Origin of the sequence: Undibacterium sp. CY21W (assembly GCF_014284265.1) — a bacterium.
Lineage (GTDB): Bacteria > Pseudomonadota > Gammaproteobacteria > Burkholderiales > Burkholderiaceae_D > Undibacterium > Undibacterium aquatile.
Window position 1 is genome coordinate 45,639 of the sequence record NZ_JACOGE010000001.1, and the last position, 17,898, is coordinate 63,536.

The window sequence follows — 17,898 nt, forward strand, 5'->3', positions numbered from 1 at the left end:
GCAATTCCAGCCGAAATATGGCACTCTAAATAAAACACTATTCCAAGGAGACTCTGAATGAATACCGCTCACTACGTCCATTGGCCAAAAGGGCTGCCGCACCATTTGATCGTCCCCTCCGTCAGTGTGTATGAAAATCTGCAGATTTCCGCACAACGTTACCCGGATAAAGCAGCGATCATATTTTACGACTCCGTGCTGACTTATCGTCAGCTACATCAGGAAGTGCTCGCTTTAGCCGGATATCTGCAACAGGTTTGCGGTATCCAGCGTGGCGACCGGGTGCTGCTGGATATGCAGAACAGCCCGCAGTTCGTCATCGGTTTCTATGCGATTCTGCGGGCAGACGCGATGGTCGTGCCAGTCAACCCGATGCTGATGACGGACGAACTTGATTACTACATTAAAGACAGTGGCGCCAAAGCCGCACTGGTGTCGCAGGATGTCTTTCCACGATTAGCACCACTCGTCGGCAGCACGGCACTCCGGCATGCAGTAGTGGCGACATACTCAGATCATCTGACTTGCGACACCACACTGACCGTTCCTGAGTTCGTTAAAGCCGCAGCCGAAGTACCAGCATCGCCTCAGATCACGCCGTGGAAAACGGCGATTGCAGCAGCTCTGTCTCCCGCCGCACATCAGGCGACACCGGATGATCTGGCCTGCATGCCTTATACCTCTGGCACAACAGGGCATCCGAAAGGCTGCATTCATACCCATCGCTCGGTCATGTTCAATATTGTCGCCAGCCCGACCTGGTCCGGCCCTATCGTGCCGAATAACGTCGCGCTTGCGGTGCTGCCTTTCTTTCATGTCACCGGCATGCAATCCGTCATGAATGCTTCACTTTACTGTGGCGGCACGCTGGTGATTTTGCCACGCTGGGACAGAGACGTTGCGGGGCAACTGATTACTCGTTACCACGTCACCAACTGGACACTGGTGCCATCGATGATGATAGATTTTTTATCGAATCCACGTCTGCCGGAATATGATATTTCCAAACTGACGCGCGTATCCGGTGGCGGTGCTGCGATGCCGGCGGCAATCGCACAAAAATTGCTGGATCTGTCAGGTCAGGTATATATGGAAGGTTACGGTTTGTCTGAAACGATGGCGCCATCACATCTGAATCCGCCACAAAGAATGAAACAGCAATGTCTGGGCATACCCTTTTTCAATGTCGATTCCCGCGTTGTTGACCCCATTACGATGCAGGAAGTCAGACAAGGTGAGACCGGCGAGATCTGGATACACGGCCCGCAATTATTTCAAGGCTATTGGAATGATCCGGAAAAAACCGCCGATGCGTTCGCTGAACTCGACGGTAAAAAATTTTTCCGTTCCGGTGATCTCGGCTATATCGATGAGGAAGGTTTTTTCTTTTTTACGGACAGGCTGAAACGCATGATCAATGCCAGCGGATTTAAAGTCTGGCCAGCCGAAGTCGAATCCATGATGTATCAGCATCCGGCTATACAGGAATGCTGCATCATCGCAGCACGGGATACGTATCGCGGTGAAACCGTGAAGGCGCTGATAGTCAGAAAACCTGGTGCAGTGATTCACCCGGAAGAAATCATCACCTGGGCGCACGAGAAAATGGCGGCTTATAAAGTGCCGCGTCTGATTGAGTTTGTCGAGACGCTACCCAAATCTGGTTCGGGCAAAATCATGTGGCGCCTGCTGCAAGAAAAAGAAGCCGCAAATAACGCGGCTTAACAGACTGAGAAACATCCGCTGAGATGGTGCACAGGCTGTATGCACCATCTGCAAGCCAGCCTCATTTTGGATAAAGTATCATTTGCGTGCATCGGAATAAGGCTATCGTCTTTCCCTCGTATGTCACTTCGGCATCCCATAACTGGGTCGTACGCCCGAGGTGAGATGCACTCGCCACTACTTCGATTTTGCCGCTACGGGCAGTTCCCAGATGATTCGATTTTAATTCTATGGTTGTAAAGCTGTGCGCGCCTTCTGGCAAACTTGCCATGCAAGCATAGCCGCAAGCAGTATCGGCCAGCGTGATCACGCTACCGGCATGTAAAAAACCATTCGGTGCCAGCAAATGAGGAAGTACTTCCAGCTCACCATGCGAGCGACCTTTTTCTACCGACAACATCCGTACACCAAGATGGCCAGGTAAAAAACTGCTGCCTAGCTGATTCAGTTTTTCGGCATGTTCTGCCTGATTTGATAACACTTGTTCCATCTTCATCTTTCTGTTTTTTTCATTCACCGGCAAACGATCGTTAATCGCCGCCGCATCCACCGCTGCATGATGAGCTGTCACCACCACTATCAGCAACATCGCCAAAAGAAGTGGAATCGCCAAAGTCAATGCTGTCTCCTGTACTGCCCCCGGTATAAAAATCGCCGCCGCAGTACACCGTGCCATCGCCATTTTTGCGTAAGGCACTGCAGTCTGGTTCATAACGGAATCCATCTGCAATATTCCACTTTGCATCCAGCGCAAACAGCAAAGGTAAGCGTGTAGCGCTGCGTGGATTAATATTTTCTTCGAGACAGGCGAACCACCAGGTGCGACGCAAACCGATATTACTACGCTGGCTCTCACCTAACACAGCCGCCGGTGTGTGGTGCATGTAACGGCCAAAAGCTTTTTGACAAAAAGCATCGTAGTTTTTTGTGTACAAAATAAATTCGTGCCACAAATCATCCACCACTTGTGACGGCATAGAGATATGCTTGTATCCAGACGTTAGATACACCAAAAAGAATTGTCGCAGTGCTCTGGCCACCAGTTGTCTATCCTTTAATGATAATTCTGGACGACGTTGATGCAAGCGTTCCAACAGGCCAGGCGGGAACATATAACTACGGATATAGTCGGCTCGCATGACCCGTCGTGTACGCAACCAGACAAAGAGCAATGCCGCAGCAAGAGCAGATATCAATACGAAAGTAACAACCAGGATCATTCTGACAAATTCCTATCTTAGAGGATATGCAACAAAGTGAATCGCGGACTCAGAAGCTGACAGGCCGGTATAACAACACGATGCTTCTGGCATTGCATTTGCTTAAAAGATTGAACAGCATTGAGTGAACGATAAAGTCCGGTCACAGGCGATACCTGAACCGGATCGATTATTTCACGGACGTTATTTTAGATGCAATCATTTGATTAAAATTACTCAAAGGACGCCAAAATGAATCTCCGCCAACTTCATATCGGAACACGTCTCGCAACTGGTTTCGGCGTTATCCTGGTTTCTTTGATTGCGATGCTCGTTATCGGCAGCGCGCTCAGTGCTCGCAACCGACAACAGATGCTGACAGGCATAGAACTGTCTCATAGCAAAACAGCACTGGCAGCAAAAATGAGAAGCAGCATGCTGGAAGGTGGTATGGCAATCCGGAATATAGGATTGCAGACAGATCTGGCTGAAATCGACAAACAAAAACTGATCGTCAAAAATCAGCAGAATGCATTTAACGAGGCGCGTCAGAAATTAACAGCGTTGGGGCTCAACGATGCAGAGAAAAAAATTCTCGATAGCGTGCTCAGCTTAGATCAACAAGTCGATGGCCCGACCAAGGAAGCATTCAAAATGCTGCTGTCGTTTAATGGTGAAGAAGCGGTCAAAGTTATCTCCACGCAGATCGATCCTTTGCAACAAAAAGCACTGCAGGAAATTAACAAGCTGGTTGCATTGCAAGATGCCGCCTCGGCTGAACTGGCGGCGCAATCGGAAAGTTCTGCAAACAAAACCATAGGAACACTGGTGCTCATGGCGTTGCTGGTTTTATGCGCAGGCATCGCTTTTTCTGTGTTACTCACACGCAGTATCACTGCACCATTACGCGAAGCAGTGGCAATTGCGAAGCAGGTCGCCGCCGGTGAGTTATCTTTTCATACAGAACCTGAAGGCAATGATGAAATCAGCGAACTGCTGCTGGCGCTGAAAGAAATGAACGACAATCTTTATCACATTGTCAGCGAAGTCAGACAAGGCACGGATGCCATCGCCATTGCGTCGGTCGAAATTTCAACCGGCAATGCTGATCTTTCATCACGCACAGAAACACAGGCAGGCGCGTTGGAAGAAACGGCCAGCTCCATGGAAGAAATCACCGCAACCGTGCGCCAGAATGCAGACAATGCTCGTCAGGCAAACGCGCTGGTGACTTCGGCATCTAATTTTGCGGTCAAAGGCGGCGAAGAGGTCGGCAAAGTTGTTCACACCATGAATTCGATTAAAGAAAGTTCGCGTAAAATAGTCGACATCATCAGTGTGATTGATGGAATTGCATTTCAAACCAATATTCTGGCGCTCAATGCCGCAGTAGAAGCTGCTCGTGCCGGAGAACAAGGGCGCGGGTTTGCCGTGGTGGCAAGCGAAGTCCGGAATCTGGCACAACGCAGTGCCAACGCCGCCAAAGAAATCAAAACCCTGATCGGTGATTCAGTAGAAAAAGTCGGAACTGGCGACAAGTTAGTCGAAGCAGCGGGCAAAACCATGGATGAAATTGTCCGTTCCGTTAAACATGTGGCGGACATCATGGCTGAAATCACCGCAGCAGGTCAGGAACAAAGTTCCGGTATTGAAGAAGTCAATCGTGCGATCACACAGATGGACGAAATGACTCAGCAAAATGCGGCGCTGGTAGAACAAGCCGCCGCAGCAGCAGAAAGTATGGAAGAACAGGCAGGCAATCTTGCACGTGCGGTATCTGCATTTAAACTCGACACAGACGGACGTCAACATCGTCCCGTACAGCGGGTGCAGAAAGAAATCACCGACACGGCTACACCCATGTCTCTGCTTTCTGCGACGGCTGGAGCAATTGTAAAAACTCTAGGGATGAAAACATGACTCCCACCATCAGACGTCTAGAAAAACAGACGATAGTCAGCAGATATGAAGAAGTCAGCAGTTATAAAGTCAGAAGCATTACGTAATATCGTTGCACAGATCAGCTCGGGCGAACTGGTTTTTCCCGCCAACGTCCGGGCTACTTTAAAAATTCAGGAAGCGCTTGATGAACCGAAATACGGGACAGACGAGATCGCGAAACTGATTATTCAGGAACCGTTGGTCGCCGCCCGCGTCATTGCCGTCGCCAATTCCGTCGCCTACAGCCGTTTTGGCGGTGGCATTACCAATGTCCGCATGGCGATTTCCATTCTGGGATTCAGCACCTTACGTTCCGTTGTCGCCGCCGTGATCATGCGCCAGATATGTCTGGCAATTTCCGATAATGCCATCCGGGAAAAGATGGAATATCTGTGGGTGCATTCCGCAACCGTCGCTGCAATGGCGCATCTGTTAGCACGTAAAGTCAGTAAAATTGATCCTGAAACTGCACTGTTTGCCGGTGTTGTCCATGAAGTTGGCGGTTTCTATTTACTGTCGCGAGCAGAAGAATTTCCTGCATTATTAGAAAGCAGAACAGAGATCGATTATCCGTCGGCAGACCAATCCCACGAGCTGGAAATTGCCCGCGCAGTGCTGCAAAAATTGCTGATTCCCAAGCGGGTCATGAGCAGCATAGAAAGCTGCTGGCATGGAGCCCCTGTATTTCCACCAGTCAGCCTGGGTGACACCTTATTACTGGCGAATCACCTTACCGATACGGTCTCTCCGCTGAAGCAACGCCATCAGACGAAGTTGACAGCGAACACCGGTAAAATCGACTTCATGGTCGGAGAAAAATCTTTACAAGAGATTCTGGATGAATCGAAAGAAGACCTTGATTCCCTGACCGAGGCGCTGATCCACTGATTTTTTGCATAACCAGCCCGGTCAATCATAGCAGCCCACTAAAAATAGACTGGTCGTCTGCAGGCTTTGCATTTATTCGGCATAATCAGCTTCCCATGTTTGCCCGACCAATGACTTTGAAGGAAGAACAAATGAAAGTTTCACATCTGTTATCTGCAGGAATCCTTGCTACTGCCAGCGCCTTGACACTCTCCGTCAGCACGGCCTATGCAGCCGCACCTATGGTAAAAACTGCTGCACCGGGTTATTACAGAACGATGTTGGGTGACTTTGAAGTCACGGCAATTTCAGACGGCACGGTACAACTTCCTGTCGATAAGTTGCTGACAAACACCACGCCGGCAAAAGTCAATAAAGCACTCGGTAAATTGCACCAGCACAGCCCGTTGGATACCTCTGTCAATACTTATCTGATCAACACCGGCAGCAAATTGATACTGATCGATACCGGCGCTGGCGCATTATTTGGTCCGACTCTGGGAAAAATGCAGGCCAACCTGAAAGCTGCGGGTTATCAGCCAGAACAAGTCGATGAAATTTACATCACGCACATGCATCCTGACCATGTCGGCGGTCTGATGAACGGCGACAAAATGGTCTTTCCGAACGCAGTGGTACGCGCTGATCAGCATGATGTTGACTTCTGGTTGAGTCAGGCCAATCTGGACAAAGCGCCACAAGAAAGTAAAGGCTACTTTCAAGGCGCAATGGCATCACTGAACCCTTATGTCAAAGCAGGACAATTCAAATCCTTCGACAGCGCCACAGAACTGGTTCCTGGTATTAAGGCAATACCAGCTCACGGTCATACCGCAGGCCACAGCACTTATAAAATCGAAAGCAAAGGGCAGACACTGGTACTGTGGGGGGATCTGATGCATGTGGCAGCGGTACAGTTTGAGAATCCATCTATCACGATACAATTTGATTCTGACTCGAAAGCTGCGGCTGTTGAACGCAAGAAAAGCTATGCCGATGCGGCACAACAGTCTTATCTGGTAGGCGCGGCACATCTGGCATTCCCGGGTCTGGGCTATGTGCGCAAAGAAGGTAAAGGCTATGCCTGGGCACCATTAAATTACGCACCACAGCCATAATCAGCTTCGTGCCTGCGTCATAGCGCAGGCAACAACAAAAAAGGACAAATCGCCTTGCGGCTTTCGTCCTTTTTTTATCTGCCGTATTTTCAGCAACCGGCAATGCTGAGTGGAAATTTAATAATGCGGCGGTCTTTCATCGAGTACCGTATTTTTCTGACTCGCCATCACAGCCAGTTCACGGATACGGCCTGCCATCGCAGCACACAAAGCTTCCAGCTCATCAATTTTTTTCTGCTGGCGATACACCTGCGTATTCAGGGTATCCACCAGATCATCCTGCCGTGACAAACGGATTTCCAGATCAATCAGACGTTCTTCGGTATTCATCATGCAACCACTTGATAGGAAAGGGGTCACAGTATGCCACATACTGGGGGCGACAAAAAATTCACGTTTCGGCATGTTTTCAAAGCAAAGCAATCCACTACAAAAATCAGGTGCATCACTTTGTTTTAAAAACGCACCCGTGCTAGTTAGTCGCAACCCCTGATTGCCCGCCATTTTTTAAGAATGCATACATCATCTGTGTTCATCCTCAGATCGCAGTGCGACGGTTGTTTTTCTCTGCGACAGATTGTTGCTTGAATTGATTTTGCTGATCTTGCTGATCTTGCTGATCCATAGCGATTTTTTGCTCTGTCGTCAGACGTTTCGCAGAAATCACGACAGTTTGTATCCCATTTTGTTCAGCGTCGTAAGCCAGTTTTTGTGCTTCCGTCATTGCCTTCGCAGTGATGGTGACGGTCTGGATTTTATTCTGCGTACCATGCTTAACAGTGTTGAAAGCGCTGCCGCTGATAAAGACTGCAGCACACATAGCAACTGCAAAAATTGTGGTGTTTTTCAGTGATGATTTCATTTTATTTCTCCTTCAGTGGTTGTTTGATGTGTGTACTGTAGAAGATCATTTGTCCAGCAGCGAGCGGTATGCGACGAACTGCAGAAACGCAGGATTGAAATTACAAATATCCGGAATAAAGAATGCATCCTATGCTTTCCAACACCTCCGTTTCACTGCGGTTGCGGGTATGAATCCGCATCAACCGCTCCCAGCGTACAATAGCGGCTTTCCGCCCGCTTTCCGCTCCATGACTATCCTGCTGACGACCCTTAATGCCCGCTATGCCCATGCTTCACTGGGGCTACGCTATCTGCTCGCAAATATGGGAGAGTTACAGGAACAGACAAAGATTCATGAATTCGTCATCGGTGCACGTAGCACTGACGTGGTGGAAAAAATTCTTGCCTATCGCCAACCCGAACAAAAATTCATCGTCGGTTTTGGCGTCTATATCTGGAATGTGGTCGAGATTACCCAGATCGTTGCGATTCTGAAACGGGTGGCGCCTGAGGTCATCGTCATTCTTGGCGGACCAGAGGTGTCGCACGAAACTGGCGATCAGGAAATTATCCGTCTTGCTGATTACGTGATTACCGGCTGGGGCGATATCAGCTTTGCCAATTTGTGTCAGCAAATTTTGCGCGGCCCGCAACCTTTAATGAAAATTCATGCCGGGCTGCAGCCACCGATGAATGATATCCGCCTGCCGTATCAGCTCTACAGCGATCAGGATATCCGCCACCGCACTTTGTATGTCGAGGCCTCACGCGGTTGCCCGTTCAAATGCGAATTCTGTTTATCCTCGCTCGATAAAACCGCGTGGCCGTTTGATATCGATGTTTTTTTGGCTGAGATGGAAAGTCTGTATCAACGTGGCGCGCGCTTATTCAAATTTGTTGACCGCACATTTAATCTGAATATCAAAACCAGCCTGAAAATCATGCAGTTTTTTCTGGATAAGCTGGCAGCCGCACCAGATGACCCGGTGTTTGCGCATTTTGAAGTGGTTCCAGATCATTTGCCCGACGCCCTGAAAGAAGGAATACAAAAATTCCCCGAAGGCACACTGCAATTTGAAATCGGCATTCAGAGTTTTAATCCTGAAGTGCAAAGCCTGATCAGTCGCAAGCAAAATAATGACAAGGCGGCAGAGAACATACGCTGGTTATGCGAACACTCGCACGCTCATTTGCATGTCGATCTGATTGCTGGTCTGCCCGGAGAAACGATGCAAAGTTTTGCGGCGGGTTTCAACAAGCTGGTTGCGCTCGGGCCGCATGAAATTCAATTCGGCATTTTGAAACGCTTACGCGGAACACCCGTGATACGCCATACCGAAGCATTCGGCTTAGTATTTGATCCGCAACCACCATACACGATACTGGCGAATAAAGATGTTCCCTTCGCCGACATGCAAAAACTGGTGCGCTTTGCGCGTTACTGGGACATGGTGGCTAACTCGGGACGCTTTGCAAACACCCTCCCTGTCATTCTGGCCGAAGCGCCATTTGAAAATTTCCTGGCTTTCTCTGACTGGATTTACACGAGTACAGATGCCACCCACAGAATTGCCCTTGATCGTCTGGCCGGCCTGGTCAGCAAATGGTTACAGGAAGAACGTGGCATGGAAAGAGAAGCAGCGCTGGCGCTGGTATCCAGCGATTATGCTGGTGATGCCAAGCACAAACAAAGCAGCAGTAAACCCGTAGCAGAAAAAACGACGGCAAAAGCCACTCCGCAACGCCAAAGCAGACATATCGCTGCCTGAATACAGGCTCACAAACGCTGATGCTTCAGGCAAGCAGCGTCTGTGGCATTGGCAAACATCAGGCGAATTTTTCTAACAGCGCTGCGAGGCGCTTGCTGCCCTCAATGGCTTCCGCCGTCGTCTTCGCTTTTTCAGCCTGAGTAACAACAGAATCCGTCAGCAAAGTCACGAAAGAACGATCCAGCGCCTTGCGCGCCGCCGACATCTGTTGGGCGATACCTTCACAATCGTCGGCCGTATCCGCCTTGGCAATCAGTTTCTGCACACCGCGCAACTGACCTTCGATACGCGCCAGTCTGTGCATCAGATCTTTTTTCTGTGCATCGCTTAACGCATTCCCTGGAACTATCTTTAATGGGGGAGTATCTGCCATCTTCGTTCTCCTGAGTAGTGTTTATATGAGTTATACGGGCATGATCCCCTATACTCTACCGAGTATGCTAACAGCATTCAAGCCAGACAAGGAAACTGTGTCGCCTCATGCGACACACGCAAAAATGCCGGACAGCATTCTGCACAAAAGAACCGATCAGACTCAGACAGAACCCGCAGCATCATTTTATTAGAATGATTCATTCCGCTAAGAAAGAGATACATCAAAAGAGAGACATCAGTTCTTTATGTCTGCACAAAAAATTCCGGCAATGTCCCAACTCAATTCATTGCCGTTATAACGCATAATAGCCAGGCTTAGTCATCATTCAATTTTCATGTTAAAGACGCAGAACCCCAGCTTGTTTGCCCGCTTCAGATCAAAGCAGTCGCTTCCCCGGATACTGTCAGTGATACTGATCTATTTTCTCGCTTGCAGCCTGGCAATCTCCATTACTTATCGCGATTCAAATCTCAGCCTGCTCTGGTTGCCTGCAGGTGTCGCGATTGCCGTTATTTTTCGCTACGGAAAAGTGATGATTCCAGCAATTTTCATCGCGATTCTGCTCACGGAGTTATGGTGGAAATTATCCATTTATCAAGCAATCTTACTTGCCATCGGTTCCACGACAGGGCCTGCGGCGACCTGCTGGATGCTTCATAAAAAAAATTTCGACCTGCACTTTGCGGCGCGCCGCGATGTACTGTGGTTTACGCTGTCTTCGCTGGCCGGCGCGATGATTTCTGCGACATTTGGCACACTGGCTTTAAGCATTCTGTCTGGTAAACCCTTCACCGTTAGCACCTGGTACATCTGGGTTGCCGGTGACACCGTGGGTGCTTTACTGGCCAGCCCGGTGTTACTTGCAATATCGCGACACTCTTTACGTGCACTTGAGCATAAAAAAGAAATTTTGATGTTTCTGATTCTGCTCGTAGCTGCGAACTGGTTCGTTTTTTTGTCGCCGTATAACTATCTGCGTCTCAGTTTCGTGATTGTCGCCATGATGATCTGGGCCGCGATGCGATTCAGTCTGCTGACGGTCAGCAGCATCAGCCTGGCCTTGGCCATATTCTCGACCTGGGCCGCATCGAATAATCTCGGCAGGTTTTCCAGTTTCGAGGCGTCCGGTCTGGTTGTGGTCTGGGCGTATGTGAGCACGATTGCCTTGATTGCTCTGATGATCAACGCCATGCGATCAGAAAACGCGATCGCCAGTAAAAAAATAAACGAAACCTATCAGCGGCTCAATAAAGTGACGTCCCGCCTGCCCGGCCTGGCAATACAATACCGGGTACGTTCTGACAAAACCACGAGTATCCCTTACGCCAGTATCGGCATCTTGCAGATGTTAGAAGTCAGTCATCAAGACGTCAAAGATAACGCGCAACAGCTCATAGACAGAATCGATCCTCGTGATGTCGAGACAGCCAGACAACAACTCGCACAGGCAACCCGAGAACTGTCGCCATGGCAAACGGAATTTCGCTTTTATCGCCTTGATGGCAGTGTACGCTGGTTGTTTGTCGATGGACTGCCTGAGCGCGAAGCCGATGGCGCTATGCTCTGGCATTGTTTTCTCAGCGATATTACAGACCGCAAACAAGCAGAAAGAGATTTGCATATCGCTGCCTGCACCTTCGAATCACAAGAAGGTATTTTCATCACCGATGCTAATTGGAAAATTCTGAAAGTTAATCAGGCATTCACCCGGATCACAGGATTCACCGCAGAAGATATGCTGGGAAAACGCCCCCCGGTTTACAGAAGCGATGAGCAGGACAGCGCTTTTTTTCAGAGGATTTTTGACTCATTGAAAGAGAAACATTTCTGGAACGGAGAATTGTGGAGCCTCCGCCGCAATGGCGAAGCGTTCCCGCAAATGCTGACACTGACAGCCATCATGGAAGGCCAGGAAATCAGCAACTATGTTGCCTCATTCACCGACATCAGTCTTTCCAAAAGTTATGAAGCAGATATCCGTAAACTCGCATTTTACGATTCACTGACGCAGTTACCGAATCGCCGCTTGCTGATGGATCGCCTGGAACATCTGATTTCTGTTCGTCAGCGCAACAGCAGTCACAGCGCCATCTTTTTCATCGATCTGGATAACTTCAAAAATCTGAACGACACCCGTGGGCACGATGCGGGCGATTTGTTATTGATAGAAACAGCAAAGCGTTTAAGCAGTTGCATACGCGAAAGCGACACCGTTGGCCGATTAGGTGGCGATGAGTTTGTTGTCATACTTGAAGAACTCAGTGCAGACAGAAAAGAAGCGATTATTCAGGCAGATAAAATTTCAGAAAAAGTCCGCCAGATTCTGAGTGAACCATACCAGATTGCCGATTTTGAACATCATGGTTCCAGCAGCATAGGCGTGTGCTTATTTCAGGGTGACGAAATCACGGTCAAAGACTTGTTCAAGCGAGCCGATACCGCCATGTATGAAGCCAAGACAGCCGGGCGAAATACCGTTCGCTTTTTCGATCCGGCAATGCAGGCGATATTACTGGTGCGCATGCTGCTGGAATCGAATCTGCGACTGGCATTATCACAGAACCAGTTCCAGCTTTACTATCAGGTGCAGGTGAATGCTGACGGTAAATTTCTGGGAGCTGAAGCACTGATACGCTGGTGGCATCCGGATCGCGGCTTCATCTCGCCGGCTGAATTTATTCCTCTGGCAGAAGAAACCGGGTTGATCATTCCTATCGGTCAGTGGGTGTTAGAAACCGCTTGTGCGCAATTGAAGCAATGGGAAAAATCAGCCGCCACCGCAAACCTGAGCCTGGCAGTGAATGTCAGTGCCAAACAATTTCAACTCACGTCGTTTGTCGAAACACTGAGTGAGATCGTCGCACGGCATCAGATTAATCCTGCACTGCTTAAAATTGAGCTGACCGAAAGTGCCATTCTCGACAACATCGATGCCACTACAGAAAAAATGCGCGAGCTGAAAAAACTCGGTATCGCTTTTTCTATGGATGATTTCGGTACCGGGTATTCTTCATTAGCCTATCTGCAGCGACTGCCGCTGAATCAGCTGAAAATCGATCAGTCATTTGTACGGGATCTGAGCCACGATGAAAATGATGCGACCATCGTTCGCGCCATCATCGCACTGGGCATCAATCTCGGTCTGAACGTTATTGCAGAAGGTGTGGAAACCAGCGCCCAGCGTGCATTTCTGATTAAACACAGCTGCACGGCATTTCAGGGCTATCTGTTTTCCAAACCTTTGCCGATGGAAGAATTTATGTGCTTGTTAGAACAAGAACATTCAGCCCACACCGAGCAAGCGCAGATCGGCTTTACCGGATAACAGCGGCGGGCACCAGAAATAACTGCCGGTTTGCGGCTGCGTGAATTGAAACAACGCATCGGTTATACCATCTTCAGCACCGGACATGCGACGCAACTGCGCTTCAAACGCCGCATAAGAAGTTGCAAATGCGACGAAATACAAACCGCCGCGCGCGCCATCTGCCCACGGCATAGAACGGCGCATCACGAAGGCTTCCGGCTCGAAATTTTCCTGCGCGGTGCGTTTCACATGCGCCGATTCCGGCGCCTCTTCCAATTCTTCATTGTCGTCTTTACGCCGCCCTATCATATCGTCCTGTTCCGCTTGCGGCATGGCCTGCAAACGTTCAAAACGGTGTTCCCATTGCTGTATCGCGACGTAGCTGCTGCCATCGGCTGCAATCGCTACCGCCAGCGCCTCATCGCCTTGCGGATTTTCTGTGCCGTCTTCATAACCGCTGAGATCGCGGCCTCCGGCATATTTGAACGCATCCGTTTTTTGCTGCAAAACAAACGCGCCTGCCAATGCCTGTTGCAAGCGGATTTGCTGATGCAACAACTCGCCGCGTTCATCTTCACGCAACCAGCACCACAACGCCGCTGGCGTTGCTGGCAAACGCACTTTACTGCCTGCGATGCCGGTGAATTCGCGCAAGCCAGGTATGCCGACCTGTAAAAATCCGGCCAGCGAAGCACCGATGCCGATCACCAGATGTTCACCGTCAGCGAGCGTTTGTAATCGCTGCAAAGCCCCTCGTACCGCGCTCTGGCTCGCACTTTCCTGTAAAGCAAAACTCAGATACACCGCGTGCAAAGGTAAATCCTGCACGATTGCTGCCTGATGCTGCGACATAATTTTCTCCGTCTTTCTGTCAAAATTGATCAATGTCCACAGCATAACGTATGCCTCTTTTTTTGACAGTCATCGCTTTACAAAAGCCTTGTGAACATATTGATTTGGTGGGTACAATAAAAAAGGAAGTTCGCGCTTCCACGTCGCTCGGACGGTTCCGGGCGCTACGTTAACCACACACAAACTGATCATGACAAACACACTTACTCCGCCGGGCCGGGGTTCAACGGGTGAAAATACACCTGCATCCACGCCTGCTTCCTCGCCAAAATTTTCGTTCTCTCGCATCAATCGTCTGCCGCCTTACGTGTTCAACATCACGGCCGAACTCAAGATGGCCGCCCGTCGCCGTGGCGAAGACATCATCGATATGTCGATGGGCAATCCTGATGGCGCGACGCCAAAACACATCGTCGATAAACTCGTCGAAGTCGCGCAACGCCCCGATACGCATGGTTATTCGGCCTCCAAAGGCATACCGCGCCTGCGCCGTGCGATTGCGCGCTGGTATAAAGACCGCTACGCCGTCGATCTGAATCCTGATTCCGAAGCCATCGTCACCATAGGCTCAAAAGAAGGTCTGGCGCATCTGATGCTGGCGACGCTGGACAAAGGCGACACCGTGCTGGTGCCGAATCCGAGCTACCCGATTCACATCTACGGCGCGGTGATTGCCGGTGCCGATATCCGCTCGATACGCATGAGCCCGGATGTGGATTTTTTCAGCGAACTGGAACGCGCGATACGCGAAACTTATCCAAAACCGAAAATGATGATTTTCGGTTTCCCGTCGAATCCGACCGCGCAATGTGTCGAGCTGGAATTTTTCGAGCGCGTGGTGAAACTCGCCAAAGAACACAATATTCTGGTGGTGCATGATCTGGCGTATGCCGACATCGTGTATGACGGCTGGAAAGCGCCCTCCATCATGCAGGTGCCGGGAGCGCGTGACGTGGCGGTGGAATTTTTCACGCTGTCGAAAAGCTATAACATGGCGGGCTGGCGCATCGGCTTCATGGTCGGCAACAAAGAATTAGTCGCGGCACTGGCACGGATCAAGAGCTATCACGACTACGGCAGTTTTACGCCGGTGCAGGTCGCCGCGATTGCCGCGCTGGAAGGCGATCAGACCTGTGTGCACGAGATTCGCGATCAGTATCAGAATCGCCGCGATGTGCTGGTCAAAGGTTTGCACGACATAGGCTGGATGGTCGATAAGCCGAAAGCATCGATGTATATCTGGGCACATATCCCTGAACATTACCGTCATCTTGGCTCACTCGAATTCGCCAGACAAGTGCTGGAAAAAGCCAAACTCTGCGTTTCACCGGGCATCGGTTTCGGTGAATACGGTGACGACTATGTGCGCTTTGCGCTGATCGAAAACGAATCGCGCATCCGTCAGGCTTTGCGTGGTCTGAAGCACATGTTTAAAGAAGACGGTCTGATCGGCTAAACTATGGCTGATCTGTGACTGATAAAAAAGTAAGGGCAGATTGCCCTTACTTTTTTCCGGCAATCAGCGATAAGTAATACCAGCAACATCACGAACACCAGCGATATTTTTATCTTCACCAGATCAGCGCCAGGCATCTGTTGTGCGCGGTCCCACATGAAAACATCATCATGAGTCTATACTGGAGCAAGCTTGTACACACCCTGACACCGTATGTGCCGGGCGAACAACCCAAGCTGCAAAATCTGATCAAACTCAATACCAACGAAAACCCGTATCCGCCTTCGCCGAAAGTGCTGGCGGCAATAACGCAAGCCACCTCCGGCGATCTGCGTCTATATCCTGATCCGGGCTCAGACCGTCTGCGCGAAGTGATTGCTGATTATTACGGGGTCACACCGCAACATGTGTTTGTCGGTAACAGCTCAGATGAAGTGCTGGCGCACACGTTTCAGGCGCTGCTGAAACACGATAGCGACTTACTGTTTCCCGATATTACTTACAGTTTTTATCCGGTCTATTGCGGCCTGTACGACATCGCGTACAAAACCATTCCGCTGAATGCACAATTCCAGATTGACGTTGAGGATTATGCACAGGCAGATGGCGGCGCGATTATTTTCCCGAATCCGAATGCGCCAACCGGCTGCGCGCTTGGTCTGGCAAAAATCACTGAGTTGCTGAAGAATAATCCGCGCTCTGTTGTGGTGGTGGATGAAGCCTATATTGATTTTGGCGGCACCTCGGCCATCAGCCTGGTAGCGCAGTTTCCAAATCTGCTGGTGGTGCAAACCTTATCCAAATCGCGTTCACTCGCGGGCTTGCGGGTAGGGCTGGCGGTCGGTCATCCTGATCTGATCGAAGCGCTGAACCGCGTCAAAAACAGTTTCAATTCTTACCCGTTAGACAGACTCGCCGTCGCCGGTGCGATTGCGGCGTTTGAAGATCAGGACTATTTCAAACTGACCTGTGATGCCGTCATCAACACGCGACAAAAACTTACGGTACGTTTGCAGGAGCTCGGGTTTGAAGTCCTGCCTTCGGCGGCGAATTTTGTGTTTGCGCGTCACCCTGAACAAGATGCGGCAACGCTGGCGCAGCGCCTACGCGAGCGGCATATTATCGTGCGCCATTTCCGGTTGCCGCGGATAGAACAATTCCTGCGGATTTCCATCGGCACCGATGCCGAATCGCAATTGCTGATCGAAGCGCTGGAAGAATTGCTGGCGTAATCATTTTCTATCGCAACGAGCCAGCAACAGACAATTCAAACAAAAGCGGCGTGATTTCTAAGTAAGAAATTCACGCCGCTTTTTTTGCGCTGACAAATACGCTGTTCGCCGCTGCTGCGATTTTTAATCCGGCCAGAGCGACATCACCAGTTCTTCAATATTATCCGGGTTGCTGATTTTCTTTTTCGCAGCAGGCCAATCAGCTGGCTCGGGTACAGGTTTTCTGGTGAACACCGGCGTATCAATCGCCATCTTCATCGCAAACACAAAGATGCCGGTTTTTACATCTGGTGGCGGCAGTTTCTGCACGATATCGTAAATCTGATTATCAAAATATTCGTGCACCGTTGGCGTCATATCCAGCCAGGAATAGGTCGCCCCATCCGAGCGAATCGCGATCACGACATAACCGGTGCTGGGCGCGACTTTCGATTTTTTGAACGCTTTGTAAATCTGCGATTGCAGCGCCCGTGTGTAACGACCGAGGCTGTCCACATTGATGCCTTTTTGTTGCAGCACGCTTTCTGACTGAAAGAAATAAAACGCATCAAAACGCACATCTGCGGCCGACGCCAGCGTCGACAAACTCAGCAATACCGCTGCCAGCAGCCATCTCATGATGTCATCCTCATTTATTCACAAACACGCCTGCCGTGCGGTTTTTTTGCACATCGTTCCACGGGAACACTTTGCCATTCATCGCCACATGCACACCAGGTGGCAGCAACTGCGCAGCGGCGCAGGCGAAACCCAGATTGAACAAGGCATCGGAATTCGCAATTTCATACGGAATCATCGCACCGGTAAACACGATGGTTTTGCCCAGATTCGCCGCGCCCAGCACCTCAGCGGTTTCACGCATGGTGTCGGTGCCGTGAATAATCACGATCGCTTTTTCCGGCGCTGTCTGGCATGCCGCTAAGATGGTCTGACGGTGGCTGTCATCCATATCGAGCGAATCCATCAACATGCAGATGTCCAGCGCTACCGGCACCGTCAGCCGCGCACGGCGTATCACTTCCGGCAAATGGCTTTCGGCAAAACTTAGCTTGCCCGCGATTTCATCATAATGTTTATCAAAAGTGCCGCCGGTGGCGAGGATACGCAAGCTCATGGTGTGCCGGAAAAATGAAGTGTCAGAGGCTGTCATTGTAACGCGCCAGGCGGTGTGCTGAAAGCTGCTACACTTGCGCCTCATCATCGCTGACCTGTT

Annotated in this window: 16 protein-coding genes; 8 read left to right on the forward strand and 8 right to left on the reverse strand. The window is 50.1% G+C overall.

The annotated features are described in order from the left end of the window. Positions 1-57 precede the first annotated feature (57 nt). Complete coding sequence (locus H8K29_RS00185; protein ID WP_186895919.1) at positions 58-1,725, forward strand: long-chain fatty acid--CoA ligase; 1,668 nt, start codon at positions 58-60, stop codon at positions 1,723-1,725. Positions 1,726-1,786: 61 nt separating this feature from the next. On the opposite strand, the gene H8K29_RS00190 is transcribed toward H8K29_RS00185, so the two are convergent. Further along, positions 1,787-2,215, reverse strand: coding sequence for a PaaI family thioesterase (locus H8K29_RS00190; RefSeq protein ID WP_186884213.1), 429 nt, complete (start codon positions 2,213-2,215; stop codon positions 1,787-1,789). A gap of 40 nt (positions 2,216-2,255) precedes the next feature. Next, positions 2,256-2,945 carry a hypothetical protein gene (locus tag H8K29_RS00195; RefSeq protein WP_186895920.1) on the reverse strand — a complete coding sequence of 230 codons (690 nt, stop codon included), beginning with the start codon at positions 2,943-2,945 and terminating at the stop codon, positions 2,256-2,258. 231 nt (positions 2,946-3,176) lie between these two features. On the opposite strand from H8K29_RS00195, the gene H8K29_RS00200 reads away from it, so the two are divergent. The 3 genes from H8K29_RS00200 to H8K29_RS00210 all read left to right on the forward strand — a co-directional run bounded on the left by H8K29_RS00200 (position 3,177) and on the right by H8K29_RS00210 (position 6,850). Beyond that, positions 3,177-4,844: a methyl-accepting chemotaxis protein gene (locus tag H8K29_RS00200; protein ID WP_186895921.1), complete on the forward strand. Its 1,668-nt coding sequence runs from the start codon at positions 3,177-3,179 to the stop codon at positions 4,842-4,844. A 45-nt stretch (positions 4,845-4,889) separates the two neighbouring features. Next, the gene (locus H8K29_RS00205) at positions 4,890-5,753 is read left to right on the forward strand and encodes an HDOD domain-containing protein (RefSeq protein ID WP_186895922.1); all 864 of its coding nucleotides are present in this window, start codon (positions 4,890-4,892) and stop codon (positions 5,751-5,753) included. A 131-nt stretch (positions 5,754-5,884) separates the two neighbouring features. Continuing rightward, the gene (locus H8K29_RS00210) at positions 5,885-6,850 is read left to right on the forward strand and encodes an MBL fold metallo-hydrolase (RefSeq protein WP_186895923.1); all 966 of its coding nucleotides are present in this window, start codon (positions 5,885-5,887) and stop codon (positions 6,848-6,850) included. Positions 6,851-6,967: 117 nt separating this feature from the next. Here the strand turns inward: H8K29_RS00210 and H8K29_RS00215 are convergent, their stop codons facing one another. Together H8K29_RS00215 and H8K29_RS00220 are read right to left on the reverse strand one after the other, a co-directional pair. Continuing rightward, positions 6,968-7,183 carry a SlyX family protein gene (locus tag H8K29_RS00215; RefSeq protein WP_317889223.1) on the reverse strand — a complete coding sequence of 72 codons (216 nt, stop codon included), beginning with the start codon at positions 7,181-7,183 and terminating at the stop codon, positions 6,968-6,970. Between the two features lie 205 nt (positions 7,184-7,388). Next, the gene (locus H8K29_RS00220; RefSeq protein WP_186895924.1) at positions 7,389-7,712 is read right to left on the reverse strand and encodes a hypothetical protein; all 324 of its coding nucleotides are present in this window, start codon (positions 7,710-7,712) and stop codon (positions 7,389-7,391) included. Between the two features lie 229 nt (positions 7,713-7,941). Between H8K29_RS00220 and H8K29_RS00225 the strand changes: the two genes are divergently transcribed. After that, positions 7,942-9,462: a B12-binding domain-containing radical SAM protein gene (locus tag H8K29_RS00225; protein WP_186896556.1), complete on the forward strand. Its 1,521-nt coding sequence runs from the start codon at positions 7,942-7,944 to the stop codon at positions 9,460-9,462. A 58-nt stretch (positions 9,463-9,520) separates the two neighbouring features. Here the strand turns inward: H8K29_RS00225 and H8K29_RS00230 are convergent, their stop codons facing one another. Further along, positions 9,521-9,835, reverse strand: coding sequence for a metal-sensitive transcriptional regulator (locus H8K29_RS00230; protein WP_186895925.1), 315 nt, complete (start codon positions 9,833-9,835; stop codon positions 9,521-9,523). Positions 9,836-10,244: 409 nt separating this feature from the next. Between H8K29_RS00230 and H8K29_RS00235 the strand changes: the two genes are divergently transcribed. Further along, positions 10,245-13,163: an EAL domain-containing protein gene (locus H8K29_RS00235; RefSeq protein ID WP_186895926.1), complete on the forward strand. Its 2,919-nt coding sequence runs from the start codon at positions 10,245-10,247 to the stop codon at positions 13,161-13,163. Here H8K29_RS00235 and H8K29_RS00240 read toward each other — a convergent pair. Continuing rightward, a complete protein-coding gene (locus H8K29_RS00240; RefSeq protein WP_186895927.1) occupies positions 13,122-13,997 on the reverse strand; it encodes a Dyp-type peroxidase in 876 nt (291 codons plus the stop codon). The two genes, H8K29_RS00235 and H8K29_RS00240, sit on opposite strands and share 42 nt — an antisense overlap. A 190-nt stretch (positions 13,998-14,187) precedes the next feature. Between H8K29_RS00240 and alaC the strand changes: the two genes are divergently transcribed. After that, complete coding sequence (alaC, locus tag H8K29_RS00245; protein WP_186895928.1) at positions 14,188-15,453, forward strand: alanine transaminase; 1,266 nt, start codon at positions 14,188-14,190, stop codon at positions 15,451-15,453. A 170-nt stretch (positions 15,454-15,623) separates the two neighbouring features. Continuing rightward, complete coding sequence (gene hisC / locus H8K29_RS00250; protein WP_186895929.1) at positions 15,624-16,685, forward strand: histidinol-phosphate transaminase; 1,062 nt, start codon at positions 15,624-15,626, stop codon at positions 16,683-16,685. 123 nt (positions 16,686-16,808) lie between these two features. On the opposite strand, the gene H8K29_RS00255 is transcribed toward hisC, so the two are convergent. Together H8K29_RS00255 and H8K29_RS00260 are read right to left on the reverse strand one after the other, a co-directional pair. Further along, positions 16,809-17,303 (reverse strand): hypothetical protein, encoded by a 495-nt coding sequence (locus H8K29_RS00255; RefSeq protein WP_186884135.1) that lies wholly within the window; start codon positions 17,301-17,303, stop codon positions 16,809-16,811. Positions 17,304-17,313: 10 nt separating this feature from the next. Beyond that, complete coding sequence (locus H8K29_RS00260; RefSeq protein WP_186896557.1) at positions 17,314-17,799, reverse strand: asparaginase domain-containing protein; 486 nt, start codon at positions 17,797-17,799, stop codon at positions 17,314-17,316. Between the last annotated feature and the right edge of the window lie 99 nt (positions 17,800-17,898).